At 67.8% G+C, this 25185-nt stretch carries 25 protein-coding genes; 16 read left to right on the plus strand and 9 right to left on the minus strand.

All coding sequences use genetic code 11. The features are described from left to right. Positions 1 to 135 precede the first annotated feature (135 nt). Positions 136 to 474, plus strand: coding sequence for a YbaB/EbfC family nucleoid-associated protein (locus ON23_RS01250; protein ID WP_083903614.1), 339 nt, complete (start codon positions 136 to 138; stop codon positions 472 to 474). A gap of 21 nt (positions 475 to 495) precedes the next feature. After that, a complete protein-coding gene (recR, locus tag ON23_RS01255) occupies positions 496 to 1104 on the plus strand; it encodes a recombination mediator RecR (protein ID WP_039775474.1) in 609 nt (202 codons plus the stop codon). 56 nt (positions 1105 to 1160) lie between these two features. Here the strand turns inward: recR and ON23_RS01260 are convergent, their stop codons facing one another. Continuing rightward, complete coding sequence (locus tag ON23_RS01260) at positions 1161 to 1802, minus strand: hypothetical protein (RefSeq protein ID WP_039775478.1); 642 nt, start codon at positions 1800 to 1802, stop codon at positions 1161 to 1163. 200 nt (positions 1803 to 2002) lie between these two features. Here ON23_RS01260 and leuA point away from each other — a divergent pair, with 200 nt between their 5' ends. The 8 genes from leuA to ON23_RS01300 all read left to right on the plus strand — a co-directional run bounded on the left by leuA (position 2003) and on the right by ON23_RS01300 (position 13387). Further along, the gene (leuA, locus tag ON23_RS01265) at positions 2003 to 3805 is read left to right on the plus strand and encodes a 2-isopropylmalate synthase (protein ID WP_039775479.1); all 1803 of its coding nucleotides are present in this window, start codon (positions 2003 to 2005) and stop codon (positions 3803 to 3805) included. Positions 3806 to 4389: 584 nt separating this feature from the next. Further along, complete coding sequence (locus ON23_RS35710) at positions 4390 to 6183, plus strand: MinD/ParA family ATP-binding protein (RefSeq protein ID WP_373282146.1); 1794 nt, start codon at positions 4390 to 4392, stop codon at positions 6181 to 6183. 129 nt (positions 6184 to 6312) lie between these two features. Further along, positions 6313 to 8067: a hydroxysqualene dehydroxylase gene (locus ON23_RS01275; RefSeq protein WP_039775481.1), complete on the plus strand. Its 1755-nt coding sequence runs from the start codon at positions 6313 to 6315 to the stop codon at positions 8065 to 8067. A gap of 36 nt (positions 8068 to 8103) precedes the next feature. Next, the gene (locus ON23_RS01280) at positions 8104 to 8721 is read left to right on the plus strand and encodes a pyridoxamine 5'-phosphate oxidase family protein (RefSeq protein WP_039775587.1); all 618 of its coding nucleotides are present in this window, start codon (positions 8104 to 8106) and stop codon (positions 8719 to 8721) included. Between the two features lie 89 nt (positions 8722 to 8810). Beyond that, the gene (locus tag ON23_RS01285; protein ID WP_039775588.1) at positions 8811 to 10031 is read left to right on the plus strand and encodes a Mur ligase family protein; all 1221 of its coding nucleotides are present in this window, start codon (positions 8811 to 8813) and stop codon (positions 10029 to 10031) included. Then, positions 10031 to 10741: a type 1 glutamine amidotransferase gene (locus ON23_RS01290; RefSeq protein ID WP_039775483.1), complete on the plus strand. Its 711-nt coding sequence runs from the start codon at positions 10031 to 10033 to the stop codon at positions 10739 to 10741. Before ON23_RS01285 ends, ON23_RS01290 begins: the two co-directional genes overlap by 1 nt. Positions 10742 to 10867: 126 nt before the next feature. Further along, complete coding sequence (locus ON23_RS01295) at positions 10868 to 12484, plus strand: GMC oxidoreductase (protein WP_039775484.1); 1617 nt, start codon at positions 10868 to 10870, stop codon at positions 12482 to 12484. Between the two features lie 75 nt (positions 12485 to 12559). Then, positions 12560 to 13387 carry a hypothetical protein gene (locus ON23_RS01300; RefSeq protein WP_051041797.1) on the plus strand — a complete coding sequence of 276 codons (828 nt, stop codon included), beginning with the start codon at positions 12560 to 12562 and terminating at the stop codon, positions 13385 to 13387. A gap of 13 nt (positions 13388 to 13400) precedes the next feature. Here the strand turns inward: ON23_RS01300 and ON23_RS01305 are convergent, their stop codons facing one another. The 3 genes from ON23_RS01305 to ON23_RS01315 form a co-directional block, all read right to left on the minus strand. Then, complete coding sequence (locus ON23_RS01305; protein ID WP_039775489.1) at positions 13401 to 14606, minus strand: low temperature requirement protein A; 1206 nt, start codon at positions 14604 to 14606, stop codon at positions 13401 to 13403. Positions 14607 to 14660: 54 nt separating this feature from the next. Beyond that, complete coding sequence (locus ON23_RS01310) at positions 14661 to 15119, minus strand: SRPBCC family protein (RefSeq protein ID WP_039775492.1); 459 nt, start codon at positions 15117 to 15119, stop codon at positions 14661 to 14663. 273 nt (positions 15120 to 15392) lie between these two features. After that, positions 15393 to 15587 (minus strand): DUF1918 domain-containing protein, encoded by a 195-nt coding sequence (locus tag ON23_RS01315; protein ID WP_373282142.1) that lies wholly within the window; start codon positions 15585 to 15587, stop codon positions 15393 to 15395. Between the two features lie 182 nt (positions 15588 to 15769). Between ON23_RS01315 and ON23_RS01320 the strand changes: the two genes are divergently transcribed. Continuing rightward, positions 15770 to 16345 (plus strand): dihydrofolate reductase family protein, encoded by a 576-nt coding sequence (locus ON23_RS01320; RefSeq protein ID WP_039775494.1) that lies wholly within the window; start codon positions 15770 to 15772, stop codon positions 16343 to 16345. A 6-nt stretch (positions 16346 to 16351) separates the two neighbouring features. On the opposite strand, the gene ON23_RS01325 is transcribed toward ON23_RS01320, so the two are convergent. Further along, complete coding sequence (locus ON23_RS01325) at positions 16352 to 16768, minus strand: secondary thiamine-phosphate synthase enzyme YjbQ (RefSeq protein ID WP_030516482.1); 417 nt, start codon at positions 16766 to 16768, stop codon at positions 16352 to 16354. A gap of 388 nt (positions 16769 to 17156) precedes the next feature. Here ON23_RS01325 and ON23_RS01330 point away from each other — a divergent pair, with 388 nt between their 5' ends. Together ON23_RS01330 and ON23_RS01335 are read left to right on the plus strand one after the other, a co-directional pair. Next, complete coding sequence (locus tag ON23_RS01330; RefSeq protein ID WP_039775496.1) at positions 17157 to 18422, plus strand: aspartate kinase; 1266 nt, start codon at positions 17157 to 17159, stop codon at positions 18420 to 18422. A 2-nt stretch (positions 18423 to 18424) separates the two neighbouring features. After that, entirely contained in the window at positions 18425 to 19459 is a 1035-nt protein-coding gene (locus ON23_RS01335) for an aspartate-semialdehyde dehydrogenase (RefSeq protein ID WP_039775497.1), read from the plus strand. A 61-nt stretch (positions 19460 to 19520) separates the two neighbouring features. On the opposite strand, the gene ON23_RS01340 is transcribed toward ON23_RS01335, so the two are convergent. Continuing rightward, positions 19521 to 20117, minus strand: a complete 597-nt coding sequence (locus ON23_RS01340) for a TetR/AcrR family transcriptional regulator (RefSeq protein ID WP_051041800.1) — start codon at positions 20115 to 20117, stop codon at positions 19521 to 19523. A 94-nt stretch (positions 20118 to 20211) separates the two neighbouring features. Here ON23_RS01340 and ON23_RS01345 point away from each other — a divergent pair, with 94 nt between their 5' ends. Then, positions 20212 to 20628, plus strand: coding sequence for a nuclear transport factor 2 family protein (locus ON23_RS01345; RefSeq protein WP_039775498.1), 417 nt, complete (start codon positions 20212 to 20214; stop codon positions 20626 to 20628). 43 nt (positions 20629 to 20671) lie between these two features. On the opposite strand, the gene ON23_RS01350 is transcribed toward ON23_RS01345, so the two are convergent. After that, entirely contained in the window at positions 20672 to 22018 is a 1347-nt protein-coding gene (locus ON23_RS01350; protein WP_039775500.1) for a serine hydrolase domain-containing protein, read from the minus strand. Positions 22019 to 22179: 161 nt separating this feature from the next. Between ON23_RS01350 and ON23_RS01355 the strand changes: the two genes are divergently transcribed. Together ON23_RS01355 and ON23_RS01360 are read left to right on the plus strand one after the other, a co-directional pair. Then, positions 22180 to 22602 carry a Fur family transcriptional regulator gene (locus ON23_RS01355; protein WP_039775502.1) on the plus strand — a complete coding sequence of 141 codons (423 nt, stop codon included), beginning with the start codon at positions 22180 to 22182 and terminating at the stop codon, positions 22600 to 22602. Between the two features lie 70 nt (positions 22603 to 22672). After that, a complete protein-coding gene (locus ON23_RS01360) occupies positions 22673 to 24139 on the plus strand; it encodes a catalase (protein ID WP_039775591.1) in 1467 nt (488 codons plus the stop codon). Between the two features lie 79 nt (positions 24140 to 24218). On the opposite strand, the gene ON23_RS01365 is transcribed toward ON23_RS01360, so the two are convergent. Together ON23_RS01365 and ON23_RS01370 are read right to left on the minus strand one after the other, a co-directional pair. Continuing rightward, positions 24219 to 24437 (minus strand): hypothetical protein, encoded by a 219-nt coding sequence (locus ON23_RS01365; RefSeq protein ID WP_039775505.1) that lies wholly within the window; start codon positions 24435 to 24437, stop codon positions 24219 to 24221. Between the two features lie 17 nt (positions 24438 to 24454). Then, positions 24455 to 25123, minus strand: a complete 669-nt coding sequence (locus ON23_RS01370; RefSeq protein WP_051041801.1) for a TetR/AcrR family transcriptional regulator — start codon at positions 25121 to 25123, stop codon at positions 24455 to 24457. Positions 25124 to 25185 lie beyond the last annotated feature (62 nt).

Consider the following 25185-nt stretch of genomic DNA (forward strand, 5'->3'; position numbering starts at 1 on the left):
ACCGGATTGGCCCGACCCGTGTGCCGACATCCGGCCCAGTTCCGATGGTAAAGCCGCCGGGCCGGGCCGGTACCGGGCTGGATCCGAACGTGACTACGCTGGTGCACATCCGCATCCCGCAGAGAGGACATCCCCGTGGAGCCTGGTGGACAGCTCGATATGCAGGCCCTGCTCGCGCAGGCGCAGCAGATGCAGCAGGCGGTGATGGCCGCGCAGGCCGAAATCGCCGCCACCGATGTGACGGGTGAGGCCGGCGGCGGTCTGGTGCGGGTGACGATCAAGGCCAGTGGCGAGGTGCAGTCGCTGCAGATCGATCCGAAGGTGGTCGATCCCGAAGACGTGGAGACGCTGCAGGATCTGGTTGTGGGGGCGGTCAACAACGCGATGGCCAACGCGCAGCAGCTGGCCGCCGAGAAACTGGGTCCGCTCGCGGGCGGCATGGGCGGCGGTTCCGTGCCCGGCCTGCCGTTCTGAGCGGCCCGATAGGACGAATCCGTGTATGAGGGTCCGGTCCAGGATCTGATCGACGAACTGGGGAAACTGCCCGGCGTCGGTCCGAAGAGCGCCCAGCGCATCGCCTTCCATCTGTTGTCGGTCGAGCCGCCGGAGATCGATCGGCTGCAGTCGGCGCTGCAGAAGGTGCGCGACGGTGTGCGGTTCTGCGCGGTCTGCGGCACCGTCTCCGACGGAGAGTTGTGCCGCATCTGCGCCGACCCGCGCCGGGACCGGACCATGATCTGCGTCGTCGAGGAACCCAAGGACGTCCAGGCCATCGAGCGCACCCGCGAATTCCGCGGCCGCTACCACGTGCTCGGCGGTGCGCTGGACCCGCTCTCAGGGATCGGCCCGGATCAGCTGCGCATTCGAGAGTTGTTGGCGCGCATCGGAAATCAGGAGGACGGCGTCGATGTCACCGAGGTGATCATCGCCACCGATCCCAATACCGAGGGCGAGGCGACGGCCACCTATCTGGTGCGGATGCTGCGGGACTTCCCGGGCCTGTCGGTCACCCGGCTCGCCTCCGGTCTGCCGATGGGTGGCGACCTGGAATTCGCCGACGAACTGACCCTGGGCCGGGCCCTGTCGGGGCGGCGAACACTCTGACGTCGCGGGAGGCGCCGATCGGAACGTCCGTCAGAAGGTCTCGTCAGAAGGTCCCGTCAGAAGGTGACGGTCTCCCAGTCGAGCGCATCCAGGCGGCCGCGCTCCCCGGCGGTCCAGTCCCAGACGAGTGCGGCCACCTGGTCGCCGTCCTCCAGCTGTACCGCGAAATGCCGGTCGGGGCCCCCGTCGCGATATTCCAGCGTGTACAGGCCGGGCTCGTCGCGATAGGTCTGGATGTAGACGTGGTCGGCGCGTTCCACGATCAGATACGGATTCGGTTCCCCGAGTTCGGTGATCCACCGATGCGCGAGCTGCTCGGTGAGGTAAGGGAATTCACCCGCACCGCCGTGGGTGACGGTGACGTCGATGCGACCGGTCGGATCGATCAGCCAGTTCAGCTGCGGATCGTAGAGCGCGTAGTCACGCGGGGTCGCGAGTTCGAACAGGAGGTTGCGGACGTGGCCGATGGCGTCGTAGCGGGCGGCGATGTACAGCGCGCCGCCGGTGCCGTCGCCGCCGGCGGCGACACCGAGGAACGCCTCCTCCTCCGGCAGCGCGTCGTTGCGCCGGTTCACTTCGGCCGCGATCGCCGCCACGGTGTCGGTCTGCGGCCGTCCCTGCTGTGCGGCCAGGTAGGTTTCCACCGCATCGGGCGAGGTGGCGATGCCCGCGGGGAGCAACACGTGGTCGTAACTCATCCGGCCAGGCTACGTGGGGTGTGGCGAGGGTCCTTTTCCCGGCCGCGGACCGACCTGTAAACTGGCCGACATCATGCAGCGGGCACTCCTCCTCGGCCGCCGCGACGGGGTCTGATACGGACCGGCTCCCGTCGCGGAGTTCAGCTGTGCCGGTCGACCCCAATACTTGGGACACCCACCCACACCCTCGGAGAAACGCCATGTCACCCGCTGACGCCTTCGTATCCGGTACGCGCACCATCACCGCGCCGTCCAAACCCGCGCCCGCCGACCAGCCCGCGTGGAACCAGCAGAAGAACTCCTCGATGCCGGCCTTCCGCTACCGGCCGTTCGCCGAGGAGGTCGAGCCCATCACGCTGCCCGACCGCACCTGGCCGAACCAGGTCGTGGACCGGGCTCCCGGCTGGTGCGCGGTCGACCTGCGCGACGGCAACCAGGCCCTGATCGACCCGATGAGCCCGGCCCGCAAGCGCCGCATGTTCGACCTGCTGGTGCGGATGGGATACAAGGAGATCGAGGTCGGCTTCCCCTCGGCCAGCCAGACCGACTTCGATTTCGTCCGCGAGATCATCGAGGACGGCGCGATCCCGGACGACGTCAGCATCCAGGTGCTGACCCAGTGCCGCCCCGAACTGATCGAGCGCACCTTCGAGGCCTGCCAGGGCGCCGCCAATGTGATCGTCCATTTCTACAACTCCACCTCGATCCTGCAGCGTCGTGTGGTGTTCCGCGCCGACCGCGACGCGGTGAAGAAGATCGCGACCGACGCCGCGACGTTGTGCCTGGAGATCGAGCAGCGCTATCCGGACACCAACTGGCGTTACGAGTACAGCCCGGAGTCCTACACCGGCACCGAACTGGACTACGCCCGTGAGGTGTGCGACGCGGTCTCGGAGATCATCGCGCCGACCCCGGACAAGCCGCTGATCATCAACCTGCCGGCGACGGTCGAGATGGCGACGCCGAACGTGTACGCCGATTCCATCGAGTGGATGAGCCGCAACCTGGCCCGCCGCGATTCGATCGTGCTGTCGCTGCACCCGCACAACGACCGCGGCACCGCGGTCGCGGCCGCCGAACTGGGCTATCAGGCCGGCGCCGACCGCATCGAGGGCTGCCTGTTCGGTAACGGTGAGCGCACCGGCAACGTCTGTCTGGTCACCCTGGGGATGAACCTGTTCTCCCGCGGCGTGGATCCGCAGATCGACTTCTCCGATATCGACGAGATCCGTCGCACGGTCGAATACTGCAACCAGCTGCCGGTGCACGAGCGTCACCCGTACGGTGGCGATCTGGTCTACACCGCCTTCTCCGGCAGCCACCAGGACGCGATCAACAAGGGCCTGGATGCCATGAAGTCGGCCGCCGACAACGCGGACTCCGATATCGACGACATCGTCTGGGAGGTTCCGTACCTGCCGATCGATCCCAAGGACGTGGGCCGCACCTACGAGGCCGTGATCCGGGTGAACTCGCAGTCCGGCAAGGGCGGCGTCGCCTACATCATGAAGACCGACCACGGGCTGGTGCTGCCGCGGCGGTTGCAGATCGAGTTCTCGCAGGCGATTCAGAAGATCACCGACGGCGAGGGCGGCGAGGTCACGCCCAAGGAGATGTGGGACGTCTTCGCCGACGAGTACCTGAACCCGATTCTGCCGCTGGAGCGTATCCGGCAGAAGATGACGGCCGCCGAAACCGATTCCGGCACCGACACCATCACCGCGGTGGTGAAGGTGGACGGGGCCGAACAGGAGATCGTCGGTTCCGGCAACGGCCCGCTGGCCTCGTTCGTCGACGCGCTGGCGACCATCGGCTACGACGTGCGGGTGCTGGACTACTCCGAGCACGCGATGTCCTCCGGTGACGACGCGCAGGCCGCCGCCTACGTCGAATGCGCGATCGGGGACAAGGTGACCTGGGGTGTGGGCATCGCGACCTCCATCACCACCGCCTCGCTGCGCGCGGTCGTCTCCGCGGTGAACCGCGCCCAGCGCACTCGCTGATCCGCGCAACCCGCTCGACAGCCGGGACCGCCCACCGCCGGGAAGGCGGTGGGCGGTGTTCTGCGCCAACCCGTCCGGCACGGGGTGCGGCCCCTGTTCACCGGGGGACTCGTATTCGTCCAGCGTGCTAGCGTTGTGGCGCATTGGCCGCGAGCTCTCTGCTCGAACTCTGTCGAGCAGATGGGGGAAACGTGACGACTAACGACAACTCCACTTCACCGCCTTGGTTGCAGGGGCAGGGAATGGGCGATACAGCTGCCGACCAGGACAATCCGACCTCGCTGCCGTCGCATGACGAATCCGACGCGGACACAACGGCATCCGACGGGCCGGCGGGCGTGACGTCCGAAGCCGAACCGAACGGCGCACCTGCCGAGGAATCCGCGGAATTCGAACACGCGGCGTCCGGGATCATTCCGCCGGTGCCCGACGGTATCGAACAGACCACGTTCGCGCCCGGCCCGCAGTTCGGGCCCGACGGCTTCGCCCCGCCCGAGCAGGGGGGATTCGCACCCGGCCCGTTCGCGCCGCCGGGAGCGAACCCGTATCCGCCGAATCAGGGTTTCGCGCCGCCGGGCTTCCCGATGAACGACCATGCCGGCCCCTTCGCCCCGCCGGGAGATCCGAACGGATTCCCGCCGCCGTGGGCGGGCGGGCCCGGCCCGGACGGTTTCGCGCCCAATGGATTCCCCGGTGAGCAGGGCGGTTTCGCGCCGCCCGGCGGCCCGGCCGACCAGGGCGGCTTCCCGCCGCCGGGACACCCCGGCGAACCGGGCGGCTTCGCACCGGCCTCCTTCCCCGGCGAAGCGGGCAATTTCCCGCCTCCCGGAAACCCCGGCGACCCGGGGGGTTTCGCACCGGGTGGGTTCCCCGGTGAGCAGAACGGTTTCGCGCCTCCCGGTGAACAGGGCGGTTTCGCACCGCCCGGAAACCCCGGCGAGCCAGGCGGATTCGCGCCGCACGGCAATCCGGGCGATCCGGGTGGTTTCGCCGCGCAGGGCAATCCCGGTGAGCAGGGCGGTTTCCGGTCCGGCGCCGGTGAGCCGGGACCCGGGTACGGCGAGGTCCGCCAGGAAACGCCGTACGGTGAAATCCGCCAGGAGATCGGCGCCGACGGCATGGTCCGCCGGGTCTTCGACGAGCGGCAGGGGCCGCCGTCCGGTCCCGAGCAGCAGGGCGGGGCCGCCGATGCGGGCGGGCCGATCTTCAGCTGGGCGCCGCCGCCGCTGCCCTCGACTCCGCCGCAGCAGCCCCAGCAGTATCAACCGCAGCAGCAGGGCGGCTGGCAGGGCGGGCCCGGACCGCAACAGCAACTGCCGCAGGCGTATCAGCAGCAGCCGCCGCAGTCGACGTTCCAGCCGCAGCACATGACCCAGCCGGTGCAGCCGGGCAGTTCGGTCAACGACCTGAACCTGCTCAAGCGGGCGCGGCGTTCACCGCGCAGCGGCTGGCGCCGCGCCGTGCACAAGGTGACCGGTGGCGCCATCAATCCGGGCGAATCGTCGGCCGACGTGATCTACCGCGAGCTGGTGGATCGGGTGAACCAGCCGGTGCGCGGCGACTACCGGATCGCGATCCTGTCGCTCAAGGGCGGCGTCGGAAAGACCACGACCACAGTCGGTTTGGGGTCGACCTTCGCCTCGTTGCGTGGTGACCGCGTCATCGCCATCGACGCCAATCCCGACCTCGGGACCCTGGCCCACCGGGTGCCGCGCCAGACCCGCTCGACGGTTCGCAACCTGCTCGAGGATCAGCACATCGGCCGCTACTCGGATGTGCGGGCCCACACCTCGCAGGCGCCGAGCCGGCTGGAAGTGCTTGCCAGCGAACAGGATCCGGCCGTTTCGGAGGCCTTCAGCGAGGCCGACTACCGGCGCGCGATCGGCATCCTGCAGCAGTTCTACAACATCATTCTCACCGACTGCGGTACCGGCCTGATGCATTCGGCGATGGCCGGTGTACTGGATATGGCGAGTTCGCTGATCCTGGTCACCTCCCCGGCCATCGACGGCGCGCGCAGTGCCTCGGCGACGCTGGACTGGCTCGAGCACCACGGCTACAGCAAGCTGGTGGAGCGGACCGTGGTGGTGGTCAACGCCTCCCGTCGCGGCGCCTCGACCGTCGACCTGGATCAGCTGCGCAAACTGTTCCTCGATCGCACCCGCGCGGTGCAGGTGGTGCCGTTCGACGATCATCTCGCCGAGGGCGCGGAGATCGATCTGGAACTGGTCGGCAAGCCGACCCGGCGGGCGCTGCTGGAATTGGCGGCCATGGTCGCCGACGATTTCGGATATCACGTCCCGCAGCCGCCGTTCCCGGGCCCGCAGACCCAGCACCCGGGTCCGCAGGGGCACTATCCGGGCCCGCAGGGCTACTGATTCGCGCCGGGCACCGGTTTGCGAGGATTTCCTCCCCGCCGAATTGCTGCCCGGCCGAATTGTCACCCCAATCGATACGCGGCCCGGCCGCACCGCATACAGTTACCCGCGGTGTGGAGGTCCCGATAGATGGCAGAAAAATACGGGGCCGTCTCGCGAAGGACGGTACTTCGCGGGGCGGCCGGCGCGGGTGTGATAACCGCGGGCGCCATGATGCGCCCGATTCGTGCGAATGCCGATCCCGGTCGGCGGGTCGCGATTTTCGGTGGCGGTGTCGCCGGGCTGACCGCGGCGCACGAATTGGCCGAACGCGGATTCGACGTCACGGTCTACGAACGCCGGGCGCTGGGCGGTAAGGCGCGCAGCATTCCGGTGCCGGACAGTGGTCGTGGCGGCCGTGCCGATCTGCCGGGTGAACACGGTTTCCGATTCTTCCCCGGTTTCTATCACCACATTCCCGACACCATGCGGCGTATTCCGTTCGCGGGCAATGCCAACGGTGTCTGGGACAATCTCGTCCCGGCCGCCGAGGCGCGTTTCTCCCGCGCCGGCGCCGACGACACCATCGTGCCGATGGGTCGCGCCGGAAAACCCTGGGCCACCCCCGACGATTTCCGCCAGACCGTCGCCTCGGTGATCTCCACCTCGATGAAGATGCCGATGACCGATGCGGCGTATTTCGCCAATCGGCTCCTGGTTTTCAACACCAGTTGCGACGATCGCCGTTTCGGCGAGTGGGAGAAACTCGCCTGGCGCGATTTCGTGGGCGCCCGCGGTCGCTCGCAGGAATTCCGCATGCTGATGTCGCGCACCCTCACCACACTGCTGGTCGCGGCCAAGGACGACCACGCCAGCACCCGGACCATCGGTTCCATGGGCGAGCAGTTCCTCGGCAATCCGCTGGAGACCGGTAACGACGGGCCGCTGGACCGGCTGCTGAACGGTCCGACCAACGAGGCCTGGATCGACCCGTGGGTGGCCCATCTGCGCGGCCTGGGGGTGCGTTTCGAGACCGCCGAACTGCGCGGGCTCGACGTGCGCGACCGGCGCATCTCGGGCGCCCGGGTGGCCGTCGGCGGCGGCGAGCGGGCGGTCGACGCCGACTATTTCGTGCTGGCGGTGCCGGTCGAGGTCGCGCGCACACTGTGGACGCCGGAAATTCTGGCCGTGCAGCCGGAATTGGCGGCGATGGACGGCCTGGTGGTCAACTGGATGAGCGGAATGCAGTTCTATCTGCGCCGCCCCACCCAGATCGCCCGCGGCCATACCGCCTACGTCGACTCCCCGTGGTCGCTCACCTCCATCGCGCAGAATCAGTTCTGGTCGCGCACAAGGCTTTCCGATTCCGGCAACGGTTCGGTCCGGGATTGTCTGTCGGTCGACATCTCGGACTGGAATACACCCGGCATCCTGTACGGCAAGCCGGCGATCGAATGCACTCACGACGAAATCGCCCGCGAGGTCTGGGCGCAGTTGCAGAAGCATCTGGAAGGCCGTGCGGCGCTGGAGGATTCGGATCTGGTGTCGTGGTTCCTGGATACCGGCGTGAGCTGGGACGCCGCGCAGAACCGCAATACCAACGCCGATCCGCTGCTGATCAACACCGCCGGTTCGTGGGCGGCGCGCCCGAATGCGCACGGTGATCTGGAAAACCTGTTCCTCGCAGGCGATTACGTCCGCACGAACATCGATCTCGCGACGATGGAAGGTGCCTGCGAGGCGGCTCGCACCGCGGTGAACGCGCTGCTGGACGTGGCCGGGTCGAATGCCGCCCGCTGCCGGCTGTTCCAGCTGTACCGGGCGCCGCAGCTGGAGCCGCTGCGCCAGGCCGACAGCGCGCGCTACGCGGCCGGACAGCCGAATATGTTCGACGTCCCGATATAGGTGGCGGACGGCGGATCTCGCGCGTTCAATGGTGTGATGAGCGAGATCACCGGCGCCGCCGAACTTCGGGAACTGCTCGGTGAACCGGCACCGCGCGCCGCGACCAAGGAACGGACGCGCCTGCATCCGCGCGATCGGGAGTGGATCGCGACCGCGCCGTTCGCCGTCCTGGCCACCAGCGACGCCGACGGACGTTGCGATGCCTCGCCGAAGGGCGACCCGGCCGGATTCGTGCACGTGATCGACGACCACACCCTGGCCGTCCCGGAGCGGCCGGGCAATCGCCGGGGCGACGGATACTTCAACATCCTGTCCAATCCGCACGTCGGCGTGCTGTTCCTCATTCCCGGACGCAACGAGACGCTGCGGATCAACGGCCGGGCGCGGCTGCTGCGCGACGCGCCCTACTTCGACGACATGGTGGTCAAGGGGCACCGGCCGATCCTCGCCATCGAGGTGGCGATCGAGCAGATCTTCTACCACTGCGCCAAGGCGTTGCTGCGCAGCGAGCTGTGGCGGCCCGAACGCTGGCCGGAGGATCCGCTGCCCAGCCACGCGGTCCTGGTGAAGGAGGTACAGCGCAACACCACCGAATCGCTGGAAGAGCTACGGGACTACTACTCCCCGGAGAACTACCGGCGCATGCTCTACTGACCGCCTCCCGCTCCCGGTCGCAGATCACATCGGCCGGTCGCACGCGGGTGTCTGTCCACCAATACACTCGCGTGGTGGCAGACATCTCGATGCGCGGACGGCTGGCGCTGCGGGCGGCGGCAGCGGCGTCGTGGGCCTCGCAGAAGGCCGGACGCGGTAAGGGGTCGATGATCGGCGGGCTGATCGCCCTGCAGATCGCCCCGGACATCATGACCCAGCTGGGCCGCGATCGGCGGACGGTGCTGGTCACCGGCACCAATGGCAAGTCGACGACGACCCGGATGACCGCGGCCGCGCTGGCCGAACTGGGCCGCGTCGTGACCCAGGCCGACGGGGCCAATATGGATGCCGGAATCGTCGCCGCGCTCAGTGTGGACCGTGCTGCGCCGCTGGCCGCCATCGAGGTCGACGAACTGCATCTGCCGCACGTGGCCGATGCGCTGAACCCGGCCGCGGTGGTGCTGCTGAATCTGAGCCGCGACCAACTCGACCGGGTCGGCGAGATCAACATGATCGAGCGCAAGCTGCGCGAGGGTATGGCCCGCCATCCCGACACCGTGCTGATCGCCAACTGTGACGACGTGCTGATCACCTCGATCGCCTACGACCATCCCAATGTGGTGTGGGTGTCGGCAGGAAGCGGCTGGGCGGTCGACGCCACCAGCTGCCCCCGCAGCGGCGAGCCGATCGTCTGGGAGGGCACCCACTGGCGCAGCACCGGCGCCGACTTCCAGCGGCCCGATCCGCAGTGGTGGGTCGACGCGGAGTATCTGTGCGGGCCGGACGGGCTGAAACTGCCGCTGCACCTTGCACTTCCGGGGCGCGCCAATCGCGGCAACGCCGCGCAGGCGGTGGCCGCGGCGGTCGCGCTGGGCGGCCGTGCGGAAACCGCGGCGCGGGCCGCCGGAACCGTTCGCGAGATCGCCGGCCGCTACCGCACCGTGCAGGTCGGTGAGCACTCCGCGCGCCTGCTGCTGGCCAAGAATCCGGCCGGGTGGCAGGAGGCGCTGTCCATGATCGACCCCGACGCAACGGGTTTGGTGATCGCGGTCAACGGCCAGGTGCCCGACGGCGAGGATCTGTCCTGGCTGTGGGATGTGCGCTTCGAGCACTTCGAGGGCACCCAGGTGGTCGCGGCGGGCGAGCGCGCCACCGACCTGGGCGTGCGGCTGACCTACGCCGGGGTCGAGCACACGACCGTGCCGAATCCGTTGCGTGCCATCGCATCCTGTCCGCCGGGGCGGGTCGAGGTGCTCGCCAACTACACCGCCTTCCGGGATTTGAATCGCGATCTGGACGGAAATCAGTGATGGCTGAATCGACGGTACGAATCGGGCTGGTGCTGCCCGATGTGATGGGCACCTACGGTGACGGCGGCAATGCGCTGGTCCTGCGGCAGCGGCTGCGCATGCGCGGTATCGATGCCGAGATCGTGGAGATCACGCTCGCGGACGCGGTGCCGGAGACGCTGGACATCTACACCCTCGGCGGCGCCGAGGACTCCGCGCAGCGCCTGGCGACCAGGCATCTGCAGCGCTATCCCGGTCTGCAGCGCGCGGCCGCGAAAGGTGTTCCGGTACTTGCCATCTGCGCCGCGATCCAGGTGCTGGGCAACTGGTACGAAACCTCGGCGGGTGAGCGCGTGGACGGTGTCGGCCTGTTCGACGTGACCACCGCTCCGCAGCGGGTCCGGTCCATCGGCGAGGTCGCCACCACGCCGCTGCTCGCCGGCCTGAGCCGGCCGCTGACCGGCTTCGAGAACCACCGGGGCGGAACGACTCTCGGTGCGGACGCGACCGGACTGGGCCGGGTCACCAAGGGCGTAGGCAACGGTGTGGGCGACGGTCTCGAGGGTGTGGTGCAGGGCTCGGTGATCGGCACCTACATGCACGGCCCGGCACTTGCCCGCAACCCCGAACTGGCGGATCACCTGCTCACGCGGGCCCTCGGCGGTCGCGAACTGGAACCGCTCGACCTGCCCGAGGTCGAGCGGCTGCGGCGCGAACGTCTGCGCGCCTGAATCCCTCTACTACGTGATATAGCGATCGCGCATGTAACAGCGCGGTCGCCGGCGCCGATCCTGTTGAGAGATAGGAAGTTCGGCGGTAATCTCGCGCGCGGCCATGCGTGATGAGGGAGGTGGCCGGTGCGGAGACGTGCCTTTTTACAGGCGGCCGGTGCTGCGGTTTTGCTGGGTGCCACGGGCGCGTTGCGCGAGACCGGAACAGCCACCGCCGACCCGGCGTGGGACGGGATGTTCCGCAACTGGGTTTCCGAGATCTTCGTGCCGCTCGCGGATCCGCCGGAGCATACCGAGGCGATCGTGGTCGGATCCGGCTTCGGCGCCGCGGTCGCGGCATTGCGCCTGGCCGAGGCGGGTATCGCCAACACCGTGCTGGAGCGCGGGTCGCGCTGGCCGAACGATCCGTGGCGAGAGATCTTCACCGGTGACGACCTGCCCGACGGCCGCGGATTCTGGCATCGCACCAGCTTCACCGGCGTCACCAAGGTCGCCATGCGTTTCGCCGATTTCGGCGGTGTCCTCGATGTCACCGAATTCGACGGGATCGATGTGTGGCGGGCCGCGGCCGTGGGCGGCGGATCGGTGATCTTCTCCGGGTGCATGATCGCCCCGGAACGCCGGCACTTCGACGAGATCTTCGGTGGCACAGTCGATTACACCGAACTGGAGCGTACCTACTATCCGCGCGTGCGGCAGATGCTCCGGCTGTCGGTCATGCCGGCCGACATCTACAATTCACCGCCGTTCGCCCATTCCCGGATGTGGGACGATCAGGTGCGCGCGGCCGGATACGAGCCGGTGGCCAACGAGTCCATCTTCAAATGGGATACGGTGCGCGCCGAATTGGCCGGTGCCACGCGCGCGTCGGCCACCGCGGCCCGCAGCAATCTCGGCAACTCGAACGGCGCGAAGTTCGACCTCAACCAGAACTATCTGAAGTACGCGCATGCCACGGGCCGCTCGTCGGTGTTTCCGGGGCATCGGGTGGACAGCATCGGCCGCGACGGTGACCGCTACGTCCTCCAGGTCTCCAAGATCGACCCGACCGGCAAGGTCCTGGGCATCCGCACGCTGACCTGCGACAAGCTGTTCCTCGGCGCCGGATCCATCGGCACCACCGAACTGCTGGTCCGCGCTCGCGCCACCGGCACGCTGCCCGACCTCGACGAACATGTCGGCGACGGCTGGGGCACCAACGGCGACGTCGCGCTGGCCCGCGGTGAGAGCCGGCTCTCGGGGCTGGGGCAGGGCGTGCCGAGCGCCAGCCGGATCTTCGACGAATCCGGCATGCCGTTGACCCTGGAGAGCTGGTACATCCCCGGAATCCCGGTCGAGACCGGCGCCTTGGCCTCACTCGGGCTCGTGATCGACCCGACCCGGACGCGCATCACCTACGACGCCGCGCGCAATGCCCCCGCCCTGAGCTGGCCACGTGCGGCTCAGGATCGAATCGTGGCCGCCTGCCGCGCGGTCGACCAGCGCATCGCCGAACGGTCGGGCGCGCTGTTCGACTATCAGGCGCTCGGCTACGACGCGAATGCCCCGTTCACCGCGCATCCCCTCGGCGGTGCGGTCCTGGGCCGGGCTACCGACAACTACGGCCGGGTCAACGGCTATCCGGGGCTGTACGTGGTCGACGGCGCGGCGATTCCGGGCAGCACCGGCGCGGCCAATCCGTCGCTGACGATCACCGCGCTGGCCGAACGCAACGTCGAGGCGATCATCCGCGCCGGGCGCTGATTCCCGCCGCCCCGGGCCTCGGGGCGGCTTCCCGGCGCCGCCGGTGCCGTTACTCTCGGCAGGTACCCGTTCGATGTGGAAGGGACCGTTGTGGCGCAGTACCCGGCTGGATCGTTGCCCGAGCAGTATCCGCGCAAACCGCCGGCGCTGTGGACCGATCTGGTGATGCTGGCGCTCGCCGTGGTCTCGGTGGGTCTGGTCACCTGGATCACCTTCTTCACCGTGCCGCAGCACACGTATCACGTGATCGTGGTGGTCGACACCGCGATCTGCGCGGTGTTCGCCCTCGAATTCCTCTGGCGCTGGCGGCGTGCGGATTGGTCGTGGACCTTCCCGTTCGTCTACTGGTACGAGGTCCTGGGCATGATCCCGGTGACCAGCCCGTTCTTCCGGGGCTTCCGGTTGCTGCGCATCGTCGTGATCCTGGTCCGGTTGGCCCGCGTCGCCGACCGGGCTTTCGGCGACCGGGTCACGGCCGCGGTGGTGAACCGCTCGGTCGGCGTGATCGTCGACGCGGTCCGGCGCCCGGTCACCATGGCCGTGCTGGAGGAGGTCGCCGATGTGCTGCGCCGCGGCCGGTACACCCACAACATCGCCGCGGCGCTGGAGGAGAACCGCGACGAACTCGACGCCATGATCCTCGAGCTGATCAAGAAGGATCCGGCGGTCGGGCGGGTGCGTTACCTGCCGTTCCACGAGGAGATCATCCACGGTATCGCCGACGCCAGTTTCCGGATCGTCTTCCAGGTGCTGGCCGATCCGCGTACCGACGAACTGGTCGGAGATGTGTTGCGCGAGAACATCAATCAGATGCGGGACGCGGTGCGCGCCGGCGGGCACGTGCCGGAGGCGGTGGATCACAGACTGCAGCAGCGTGTTTCGCCCGAACGGGCACCGCGCTAGTCGGGTTCGGCGGTCAGTGCGCGTGCCGCACCGCGTCGCGTGGTTGCGCGTAACGCACTGTCTCCCAGACGATCAGCACGGTGAGCACCGCGCACAGCAGCGCCAGTGCGGCCATCGCCGGCAGCTGTCCGGCGAGCGGAACCAGAGCGATCAGAACCGCCGCGGTGGCCAGGCGCGGCCACAGCACCACCCGGGTCGCGTAATGCCGGAACCAGACCAGTGCCAGCAGGTACAGCACCACGCCGCCGTAGAGCGCGAACAGGGGAATGCCGTGCAGCCGATCGTGCAGGGTATGTCCGGCCGCGCCGCCGAGATAGTTCAGCGTCTTCTTCAATCCGAGCGACATGGCGACGATGCCGGCCACCATCGGGAAGTGCAGAAAGGTGTAGCAGTTGCGCGCGATCCGGATCCGGCGCGGACCCGAGGCCTCGGTCATCGCGCGTTCCACGACGGTCGCGGCGACGTCGAAGTAGGCCCACCACAGCAGGCCCGAAACCGCCAGTGCCAGCAGCGATCCCACGGTGATCGGCCACGAGATCGGCAGCCCGGCCACGCCGACGCCGATGGAGACGATCGATTCCCCCAGCGCGACGATCACGATCAGGCCGTGCCGCTCGGCGAAGTGCGAGGCCGAATTCACGCGCCAGTCGTTACCGGCGAAGAAGGTCCAGACCATATCGCCGGCGATGGCCGCGATCCACAGCACGATCTGCACCGTGCCGTGTTCGACAGCCGCCACGATCAGCAGTGCGGTGCCGATGGTGATCGAGCCGCCGGCCCAGCGGCCGACCTGCCCGCGCAGCTGCCGGTCCTCGGTACTGGCCAGCCAGAACATCCCCAGATGGACCAGCCGGATCACGAGATATCCGATGGCGAACACGAGTGGTCCGTACCAGCCGCCCGGCATGTCGTGGAAGGCCTCGGGAATCACCTCGGCGACGATGAGTCCCGCGCCCATGGCCGCGAACATGGCCACCCGGGCCACTCCCTCGTCGGCCTTCACCACATTGCCCAGCCAGGCGTAGGCGATCCACACCCACCACATCACCGCGAGCACCAGCGCGGCCCGCAGCATGTTGAGCGCGGTGACGTCGTGGGCGGCCAGATCGGTCACCTGGGTGAAGGCGAAAACCAGGACGAGGTCGAAGAAGAGTTCCAGCTGGGTTACCGAGGCGTCCTCGGTGACCGCTTGAATGCGCGTGCGTCTGACACCGGTCATTCGCACATCGTGGCAGGAAGCCGACGTCAGCGCCCGCGACGGCGAACCTCTCGGTCAGCCGACCTCGTAGTTCTCGCCGAAGGGAAATTTTTCGATGTACTCGATGAGGTTCTGCACGGCCTCGTCGTTGGCCCGCGACAGCGTGCGCTTGAGCAGCAGACCGGGAACGGGGATCGGCAGATACACCTCGGAGTGGTACCAGACCTCGGTGCCCTCGGCGGTCTCCTCGATGTCGAACCAGCCCTTGCCGCCGCCACCGGCGGCGCTCTCCATCACTTCCCAGGAGATGCGTTCCGGGGTGCAGGTGTACTCGAGGACCTGACGGTCGGAGTTGTTGAGGGTCGTCACCGTGGCGTAGACGCGGCGGGGACGGTCGAATTCGTCGCGGGTCGCGACGCGCACATCGCGGTGCGCAGGCGACCATTCCGGAATCCGCTCGACGGCCAGCAATGCTTCCTGAACCTGATCGGGTTCGACATCGATGATGAATCGGTGATCGGTCTTCGTGCGCATGTCTTGCCCTCCACTGCTTCGGCCGATTGTCTCCGCCGTCACACGCGGTCGTCAACCGTGTGGTCTGTTCCCGGAGTTACAGAGACCGACCAGTCTGATTAGGTTCGGTCGGGCGTGCCGAGTTTGCGGTCGCGCTGCCGGGGCGGATCGGCGGCGTACTCGGCATCGGCCTGCCTCGCCGGTGGCCCGGCGATTGCCGGGTGAGCGGTCGCTTGCCCGAAGAGGGACTGCCCCCGAGTGGGAAAGGGGGCTTGACGTTGCTCGTCCGCACAGCTACCGGTGGTGAAGGACCTCCCAGTCGGGCCCCGGAAAGACCAGACTTTCGTGCCCGTCCTCGAACCGGACGACATAGGGTGGGGCGCCGTCGCTGCCGCGCGCCTCGATGATTTCGCCGGTGCGTTCGGGCATTCCCACAGCATTGCTGTGAACGCGGATGTGATCGCCTACATGCGCCTGCATGCCCGCCATTATCGTTCGATGTGATACTGCTCACAAGTCAATGTCATAGTTCCCTGCCGCCCGAATCGCCTCCTCGTTGCAACCCTCCGAATCGGCGCGCAGCAACTTCCGCATCCTCTTGACACCACTGCGTCTGTAGTACTACGTTTAAACCACTACAACTAGAGTGCAACAGGCAAGGCGGTATCAGGATGCGAAAGCTCGTCTACTACGTCGGCGTCTCCCTCGACGGCTATATCGCCGGCCCGGGTGGCGAGTTCGATGTCTACCCCGTGTCCCAGGAGATGTCGGACTGGTTCAACCAGCGGTATCCGGAGGTGGTGCCCACCCATATCCGCCCGCACGTGAATCTGCCGGTGGCAACTCCGAATCGGGAATGGGACACGCTGATCATGGGGCGCGGGACCTACGAACCCGCGCTGGAGATCGGTGTCACCAGCCCGTATGCGCATATGAAGCAGTACGTCGTCTCGACCACCCTGGACCCGGTGGACGATCCGAATGTCGAGGTCGTGGCCGACGATCCGGTCGCGCTGGTGCGGAAGTTGAAGCAGCAGGACGGCAAGGGCATCTGGCTGTGCGGCGGCGGCACACTCGCCGGTGCCCTGATCGACGAGATCGACGAGGTGATCATCAAGAGCTATCCCTTGCTGCTCGGCGCCGGGATCTCGGTGGTGTCGGGCAACTTCTCGCCGACCGCCTTCCGGCCGGTCCGGCGGCAGGAGTTCGGCAACGGTACCCAGGTCACCTGGTTCGAGCGCGCCTGAGCAGGATCATCCGGCATCGCGCAGGAAGGACAGGCGCACCCGGCGGATCGGGTTGTCGACGTTGAGGTCCACGAAGGCGATCGACTGCCAGGTGCCGAGCGTCAGCTCGCCGCCCAGCACCGGCACGGTGGCGTAGGGGGCGATCAGCGCGGGCATGACGTGCGAGCGGCCGTGCCCGCGCGAGCCGTGGGCGTGCCGCCAGCGATCGTCGGCCGGCAGCAGATCGCGCAGGGCGCGCAGCAGATCGTCGTCGCTGCCCGCGCCGAGCTCTATCAGGGCCACGCCGGCGGTGGCGTGCGGGACGAAGACGTGCAGCAGTCCGTCGCCGCCGCCGGCCTCGCGCAGAAACGTGGCGCACTGCGGGGTGAGGTCGTGGACGACCTCGCGATCACCGGTGTGCAGCTCGATTTCGATGCTCTTCATAGGCCCATCGTGCGCTTTCGCCGCGAGGTACATGGGGAACTCGCGGGAAGGGGTTCGCCGACCAGGTGCTAAACCGGTCGGTGTGATTACTCACACCGGTACGCCGGCTGTTCGGGCGGGAGCGGCTCACCGACTCCGGCGGACCCGGGAAACCGCTGATGAACGGGGCTGTTCGCGCCGATCATGATGGCCCGCAAGGGCTCTGCCGTGGTGGCCGCGCCGCGCAGCGCCGTCCCGGGACGGGATCGCCGCTGGTCCGGGTAGCGAATTCGGGTGACGAACCCGGCCGATGCCGGTGGCCGCTCGGAGGTAGCCCACCACCGGGCGTACTCCGATCGGTAGTCTTATTGGCTGTAACAGCAGCTAGTCGATCTTGGAGGACCCCACTGTGGCTCTCGTCGTTCAGAAGTACGGAGGATCTTCGCTCGAGTCTGCCGAGCGGATCCGGCGCGTCGCTGAGCGGATCGTCGAGACGAAGAAGCAGGGGCACGACGTGGTCGTCGTGTGCTCGGCAATGGGTGACACCACCGACGAACTGCTCGACCTGGCCCAGCAGGTGGCGCCCGCGCCGCCGGCCCGCGAACTCGACATGCTGCTGACCTCCGGTGAGCGTATCTCGAATGCGTTGGTGGCCATGGCGATTCACTCGCTCGGCGCCGAGGCGCGGTCGTTCACCGGTTCCCAGGCGGGAGTCATCACCACCGGCACCCACGGCAACGCCCGCATCATCGACGTGACCCCGTCCCGGGTTCGCGATGCCCTCGACGAGGGATTGATCGTGCTGGTCGCGGGCTTCCAGGGCGTGTCGCAGGACAGCCGCGACATCACCACGCTGGGTCGCGGCGGCTCCGACACCACCGCGGTAGCGCTGGCCGCCGCGCTGGAGGCCGACGTCTGCGAGATCTACACCGACGTCGACGGTGTGTTCACCGCCGATCCGCGGATCGTGCCGGATGCGCAGAAGCTGGACCAGGTGAGTTTCGAGGAGATGCTCGAGCTCGCCGCCACCGGCGCCAAGGTGCTGATGCTGCGCTGCGTCGAATACGCCCGCCGCTACAACGTTCCGGTGCACGTGCGGTCGTCCTATACCGACCGCAAGGGCACCTATATCTACGGATCGATGGAGGACATCCCCTTGGAGGACGCAATTCTCACCGGCGTCGCGCACGATCGCAGCGAGGCCAAGGTGACCGTGGTGGCCCTGCCGGACGAGCCGGGCTACGCGGCCAAGGTGTTCCGGGCCGTCGCCGACGCCGAGATCAACATCGACATGGTGTTGCAGAACGTCTCCAAGGTCGAGACGGGCAAGACCGACATCACCTTCACCCTCCCCAGGGCCGACGGCCCGCGCGCGGTGGAGTTCCTGACCAAGCGTCAGGGCGAGCTGGGCTTCAGCCAGGTTCTCTACGACGACCACATCGGCAAGGTGTCGCTGGTCGGCGCGGGGATGAAGAGCCACCCCGGCGTCACCGCCACCTTCTGTGAGGCGCTGGCCAAGGCCGGAATCAACATCGACCTGATCTCCACCTCCGAGATCCGCATCTCCGTGCTGGTCAAGGACACCGAACTGGACGGCGCCGTGCAGGTGTTGCACAAGGCGTTCGACCTCGGCGGCGACGAGGTCGCGGTCGTGCACGCGGGATCGGGGCGATAACAATGGGCGTACGCGTAGGTGTGGTCGGCGCGACCGGACAGGTCGGCGCCGTGATGCGAAAACTGCTGGAGGAGCGCGACTTTCCGGCCGACGAGGTGCGATTCTTCGCCTCCTCGCGTTCGGCGGGGAAGAAGCTGCCCTGGCGCGGCGGCGAAATCGTGGTCGAGGACACCGAGACCGCGGATCCGTCCGGACTGGATATCGCGCTGTTCTCGGCCGGCGCCACCATGTCGCGGGTGCAGGCGCCGCGGTTCGCGGCGGCCGGTGTGACCGTCATCGACAACTCCTCGGCGTGGCGCAAGGACCCCGAGGTGCCGCTGGTGGTCAGCGAGGTGAATCCCGAACAGACCCGCAACCTGGTCAAGGGCATCATCGCCAACCCGAACTGCACCACGATGGCCGCCATGCCGGTGCTCAAGCCCCTGCACGACGAGGCCGGACTGCAGCGGCTGATCGTCTCGAGCTACCAGGCCGTCTCCGGTAGTGGGCTGGCCGGTGTGGAGGAGCTGGCCACGCAGGCCCGCGCGGTGATCGGGGATGCCGAGAAGCTGACCCACGACGGCAGTGCCGTGCGGTTCCCCGCGCCGAACAAGTACGTCGCGCCGATCGCGTTCAACGTGCTGCCGCTGGCAGGTGCGCTCGTCGACGACGGTTCCGGTGAAACGGACGAGGATCAGAAGCTGCGCAACGAGAGTCGCAAGATTCTCGGCCTCCCGGAGCTGCTGGTCAGCGGCACCTGTGTGCGCGTGCCCGTCTTCACGGGGCATTCGTTGTCGATCAATGCCGAATTCGCGCGGCCGCTCTCGGTGGAGCGGGCGAAAGAACTGCTCGCCGACGCGGCGGGTGTGAAACTGGTCGACGTCCCGACGCCGCTGGCGGCCGCCGGTAAGGACGAGTCGCTGGTCGGCCGGATCCGCCAGGATCCGGGCGTGCCGGAGGGGCGTGGCCTGGCGCTGTTCGTCTCGGGCGACAACCTGCGAAAGGGCGCCGCGCTCAATACGATTCAGATCGCGGAAGTTCTGCTCGCGCAGCGCTGACACCGCGTTCTCTGTCGAACGGGCTGTCCGATCACGGGCGGCCCGTTTCGCTGTCGATCGCTCAGCCGGCCGGCGCGCAGCGGGCCCGGAGTCCGTCGAAGACGACGGCGAACGCGCGGGCTCGCTGCTCGCCGGTGGCGGTGTGCGTGCCCGCGAAGGTGCCCTTCAGCACCCGCATCAGATCGTCGAAGTCGATATCGTCGCGGATCGCGCCGGCATCCTGCGCCCGGCGTAGCAACCGGGCGATGGCCGCCTGGAATTCCTTTGTGGGACCGGTGATCTCGATCATCTGGTGACCGCCCAGCGCATCGGCGAGATCGCGTTTGACCCCACCCTCGGCGACCATGTGGTCCAGCAGGGCGAAGAAGGCGGCCCCCGGATCGTCGGCGGTTTCGAGCCCGCGCGCGTAGTCGATCATTCGCTCGATGTTGTCGACGATGGCGGCGTGGAACAGGGCTTCCTTGGTGGGGAAGTGGCGGTAGACGGTCCCGGGGCCTACTCCGGCGCGCCGGGCGATCTCGTCCAGCGGAACCGAAATACCTTCGGCGGCAAACGCTTCCCGCGCGGCGGCGAGTACCCGCTCCCGGTTGCGGCGGGCGTCGGCGCGCAGGGCGCGGCGCGGTTCGGCCGCCGGGTCCGCTAACTGTTTCTCCGCCACAGCGCGAGTCTACCCGGTAATCGTTGACAAACGGGGCGTGCGTTCCGGATCATAAACGGGGCGTACGTTCCGCTTCTAATAGAGGGAGTTTGTCATGGTTTCCAGTTCGGTGCGCGGTGCCCGCCAGGTGGTCGAGGACCTGTTCGCGACATTGCCGGTGCGTGATGCCGATGCCTTCGTCGCGGCGCTCGCTCCCGATGCGGTATTCGAGATCCCGTTCCCGATCGCGGGTATGCCGGAGCGGCTCGAGGGACGGGAGGCGATCCGCGAACACCTCGCGCAGCGCTGGTCGGGTCGGTCGGGTATCGAGGTGCACGGCGTTTATCCCACGGTCTACGAATCCACCGAGGAGGGCGTGCTTTTCGTGGAGAACGAGGTGGATATGACGGTGCCCGGCGCACCGCGTGCGCGAGTGCGTACCTCGGTCAATGTGGTGCACGTGCGGAACGGGGAGATCACCCTGTTCCGGGATTACATGGACACCGCGGGGATCGCGCGTATCACCGGCTGACCGGCGCCGCGGGGCCGTCGGGTCCCTGCTCGCGGCGTCGTCCTCAGCGGATGCCGGGTGTGCGGGGGTCCGGGCCGAGGCAGACCAGCAGCGCGCAGCCGGGCGGTGCGTCGGAGAAGGGCGGCGCCAGCGGGGTCTGCAAACAGGACAGCACGGTGCACCCGGGATAGGCGTCGGGTCCGATGCCGAATACCGCGAGGGTGATGTCGGGATCGAAGAAGGCGCGGGGGTCCAAGGTCACCGGCGGCTCGACATAGGGCCCGGGGTCCGCGATCGGCGGTTGTTCGAAGGCGCCGAGCAGTCGCCGGAAGAACTCCCAGGTCAACTCGGTCAGGTTCTGAACGATCCCGGTCGGGCCGCCGTTGCTTCGGTTGCCGAAGACGCCGGTCCACACCACGGTGAGGTCCAGGCTGGGGATGAGGAAGACGTCCTGCAGACCGAGTCCGGACATCGCGAAGACATCCGGGGGCAGGAACGACGGAATCTCGATGCACCCGGGGCGGGCCCAGAACAGATAGCCGTAACATTCGCGGCCCGGGCCCGTTTGCTGGGCGCGGCGCAGATAGTCGGCCGAGACCACCCGCACCCCGTTCCAGTCGCCGTCGCCGGCGACCAGCAGGGCGATCTTGGCGAGATCGTCCGGCGGGATCATCAGGTGCGCGTAGCCGTAGGTGTGACCGGAACGGTCGCGGGCCCAGTAGTAGTCGCCGCGCTGAATACCCAAGGGGGAGAACAGTTCCCGTTGCGCGAACTGTTGCAGCGGTTCGCCGACGGCCAGCTCGGTCACGTACGACAGCAGATCGACGTTGCGCTGACTGTAGGAGAACCGGGTGCCGGGCGGATTGTCGAGCGGGACCCCGAGCGCCTGCACCGCACTGTTCGGATCGATCGGCACCACCCCGGAGACGCCCTCGTTGATCACTCCCACGCGCAGGCCGGAGCGCTCGGTGAGCAAATCCTCGACGGTGATCGCGCGGTGCGCGGCGTCGCCGAGTCCGGGCGGCAGATAGCGGTCGATCGGCGCGTCGATATCGAGTTTGCCCTGATCCCAGGCGATTCCGGCGATCAGCGAGACCACGCTCTTGGTGACGCTCCAGATATTCCACGGCGTGGTATCGGTGGCGTCGTTGTGTGCGCCGGAGCCGATCAGGCAGTTGTGCCGGAAGACCTTGACGTTCAGCCGGTTGCGTTCGTCGGCGAACCGCAGGGCGGACGCCAGCCGGGCCGAATCCAGACCGGCCGATTCCGGTGTGGCCCGTTCGAATTCGCGTCCGGACGAGACGGCGCAGGTCGGTGGATCCTCCGCTCGTGCCGGTACCGCGGTGGCGCAGGCACCACCGATCAGTACGACGACGAGAACCCCGATGACCCAGCCGCGTAGGCGTCCCATGAGTCGAGGTTAACGACGGGCATCCGGCCGCGGTGTCCAACACGCAACCGCTGCAATCAAATCGGAATCGGCGTCGCGGCGTTCGAGTGAGTGCTGTGACGCCGGTAACATCCCTTTCGGTCTTTTCTTGACTTATTCCAGAAAATGGGCAGACTGGGTTCATGCACACCGAAGGTTTCGATCCGCGCGAACGATTGCGTGCGGCCGGCCTGCGGGTTACCCGCCCGCGGGTGGCGGTGCTGGAAGCGGTTGCGGCCCATCCGCATTCGGATGCCGACCGGGTGGCTGCCGCGGTCCGGCAGGAGCTGGGCTCGGTATCGACACAGGCCGTCTACGACGTCCTGCACGCCTGTGTGGGCGCCGGCCTGCTGCGCCGGATCGAACCGGCTGGTTCGGCGGCGCGGTACGAAACCCGCATCGCCGACAACCACCACCATCTGGTGTGCCGGAACTGCGGCACGGTCGTGGACGTGGACTGTGCCGTGGGCCGTGCCCCCTGCCTCGACCCGTCGGATGCGCACGGGTTCACGATCGACGAAGCCGAGGTCGTGTTCTGGGGACTCTGCCCGCAATGCCGTCGGTGACGACGCGCCATCACGATGGCCCGGACATCCCGGGCGACAGCTGAAACAGGAGGCTGCGATGACCAAGCCGATCAGTAAGCCGACCACTACCAACACCGGCACCCCGGTCCCCAGCGACAACGAATCGCTGACCGCCGGCACCGAGGGCCCGATTCTCCTGCACGACCACTACCTCATCGAGAAGCTCGCCCAGTTCAACCGGGAGCGGGTGCCGGAGCGGATCGTGCACGCCAAGGGGGCGGGCGCCTTCGGCGAACTCGTCGTCACCAACGACGTCAGCCGCTACACCAAGGCCAAGCTCTTCCAGCCGGGTGCGCGGACCGAATCGCTGGCCCGGTTCTCCACCGTCGCCGGTGAACAGGGCAGCCCCGACACCTGGCGCGATCCGCGCGGATTCGCGGTCAAGTTCTACACCCCCGACGGCAACTACGATCTGGTCGGCAACAACACCCCGGTGTTCTTCATCAAGGACCCGATCAAGTTCCCCGACTTCATCCGTTCGCAGAAGAGGTTGCCGGGCAACGGTCTTCGCGATCACAACATGCAGTGGGACTTCTGGACCCTGCGCCCGGAATCGGCGCATCAGGTGACCTGGCTGATGGGTGACCGCGGCATTCCCAAGACCTACCGGCATATGAACGGCTACGGCTCGCACACCTACCAGTGGATCAACGCCGAGGGCGAACGGTTCTGGGTGAAGTACCACTTCAAGACCGATCAGGGCATCGAATTCCTGACCCAGTCCGAGGCCGACCGGCTGGCCGGCACCGACCCTGACTATCACCGCCAGGATCTGTGGGAGGCCATCGAACGCGGTGAATTCCCGAGCTGGACGCTGTATGTGCAGATCATGCCGGTGGGGGAGGCGGCGAACTACCGCTTCAACCCGTTCGATCTGACCAAGGTGTGGTCGCACAAGGACTACCCGCTGATCGAGGTCGGCACCTGGACGCTGAACCGCAACCCGCGCAACTACCACGTCGAGATCGAACAGGCCGCGTTCGAGCCGTCGGCGATCGTGCCGGGTATCGGTTATTCGCCGGACAAGATGCTGCTGGGCCGGGTCTTCGCCTATGCCGACGCCCATCGCTACCGCATCGGTACCAACTACCACCAGTTGCCGCCGAACCGTGCGCGGGCTGCCGAGGTGAACTCCTATTCCAAGGAGGGCGCCATGCGCTACGACTTCAACGAGCCGGAAGTGCCTGTCTACGCGCCGAATTCGTTCGGCGGCCCGCACGCCGACGCGGCCGTGGCCCCGGAGGAGGCGGCGTGGAGTTTCGAGCCCGAGCAGGTGCGCGCCGGTTACGTCCAGCACGCCGAGGACAGCGATTGGGCGCAGCCGGGCACGCTGGTGCGTGAGGTGTACAACGACGAGCAACGGCAGCGCTTGGTGGACAACGTGGTCGGGCATGTGCTCGGCGGCGTGCGCGAACCGGTGCTGAGCCGGGTGTTCGACTACTGGAAGAACATCGATCCGGAGATCGGCAAGCGCATCGAGGAAGGTGTGCGCGCCGGTCTGAACGGCAACGGCTGAACCTGACGAAATCTGCGGGCCCGCACCGGTCTTCGGTGCGGGCCCGTCGTCTGTGATCAGTGCCGCGCGGCGCCGGCCGCTACTGGCACCAGGTGGGGCCCTGGTTCATCAGCATCAGGCGAACGATGGTGCACATGATGGACTGCGTGGACGAGCCGGTGCCGCCGTCGGCAACCGGCTGGGTCGCGGCTACGGGTGCGGCGGTCTGCGACGTCGTCTCGGCCTGGGCCGGGGCGAGGGGGAGCAGGACGGCGCCACACACCAGTGCGCCGGCGGTGAGTCGCGTAATCCGAGTCATCGTGAACAGACCTTCCGTCAAGGTTTTCCGATCCGTGGGAACGGATCCGCTGACTCATCCACGGCTGTGCGAGAAGTGTTAACGGGTGGGAGCAGGGTGTCGACGAGCCGGGTCGCGGTGGTGTGGTCGAGTGGGGCGTGACCGAGCAGGAAGCGGTACCAGAACAGTCCGTAGAGCAGATCCACCAGCAGGTCCACATCCGTCTCGCCGGGCAGTTCGCCCCGGGTGATCGCGCGCTCGAGGATGTCGCGCACGGCGGCGCGGCGGGCTGCGGTGAACTCCTGCAGTAATTCGGCGAGGTGGGGGTCGCGGGCGGCCTCGCGCACCAGCGCGCGCAGCGCCGGGGCAGTCGAAACCTGTTGGGCGCCGGCGAAAGTCGAATCCGCGACGAGCAGCAGGTCGGTGCGCACCGAGCCGGTGTCCGGGGCCGGCACCTCCTGGCGAGCGCGGTCGAGCAGCGCGTCGAGCAGCACCGCTCCCTTCGACGGCCACCAGCGGTAGATCGTCTGTTTGCCGATCCCGGCGGCGGCCGCGATGGAATCGACCGTGATCGAGCCGCCCTCGGAGGTGGCGAGCTGAGCGAGAGCGGCGTCGAGAATCGCGCGACGGGTGGCCTCGTTCCGGCGCCGGCCGGTGTGCGCGCGGGCGGGTGACGTCGAATCCGGTTGCCGCGGTCGTGTGCCCATGGTCTACCTCCCAGCGGTGACGATGCTCGGGAATACCGCACCCGATACGCTCGTTGTCGAGA

The organism is Nocardia cerradoensis NBRC 101014, from assembly GCF_000308535.1.
GTDB classification, from domain to species: domain Bacteria; phylum Actinomycetota; class Actinomycetes; order Mycobacteriales; family Mycobacteriaceae; genus Nocardia; species Nocardia cerradoensis.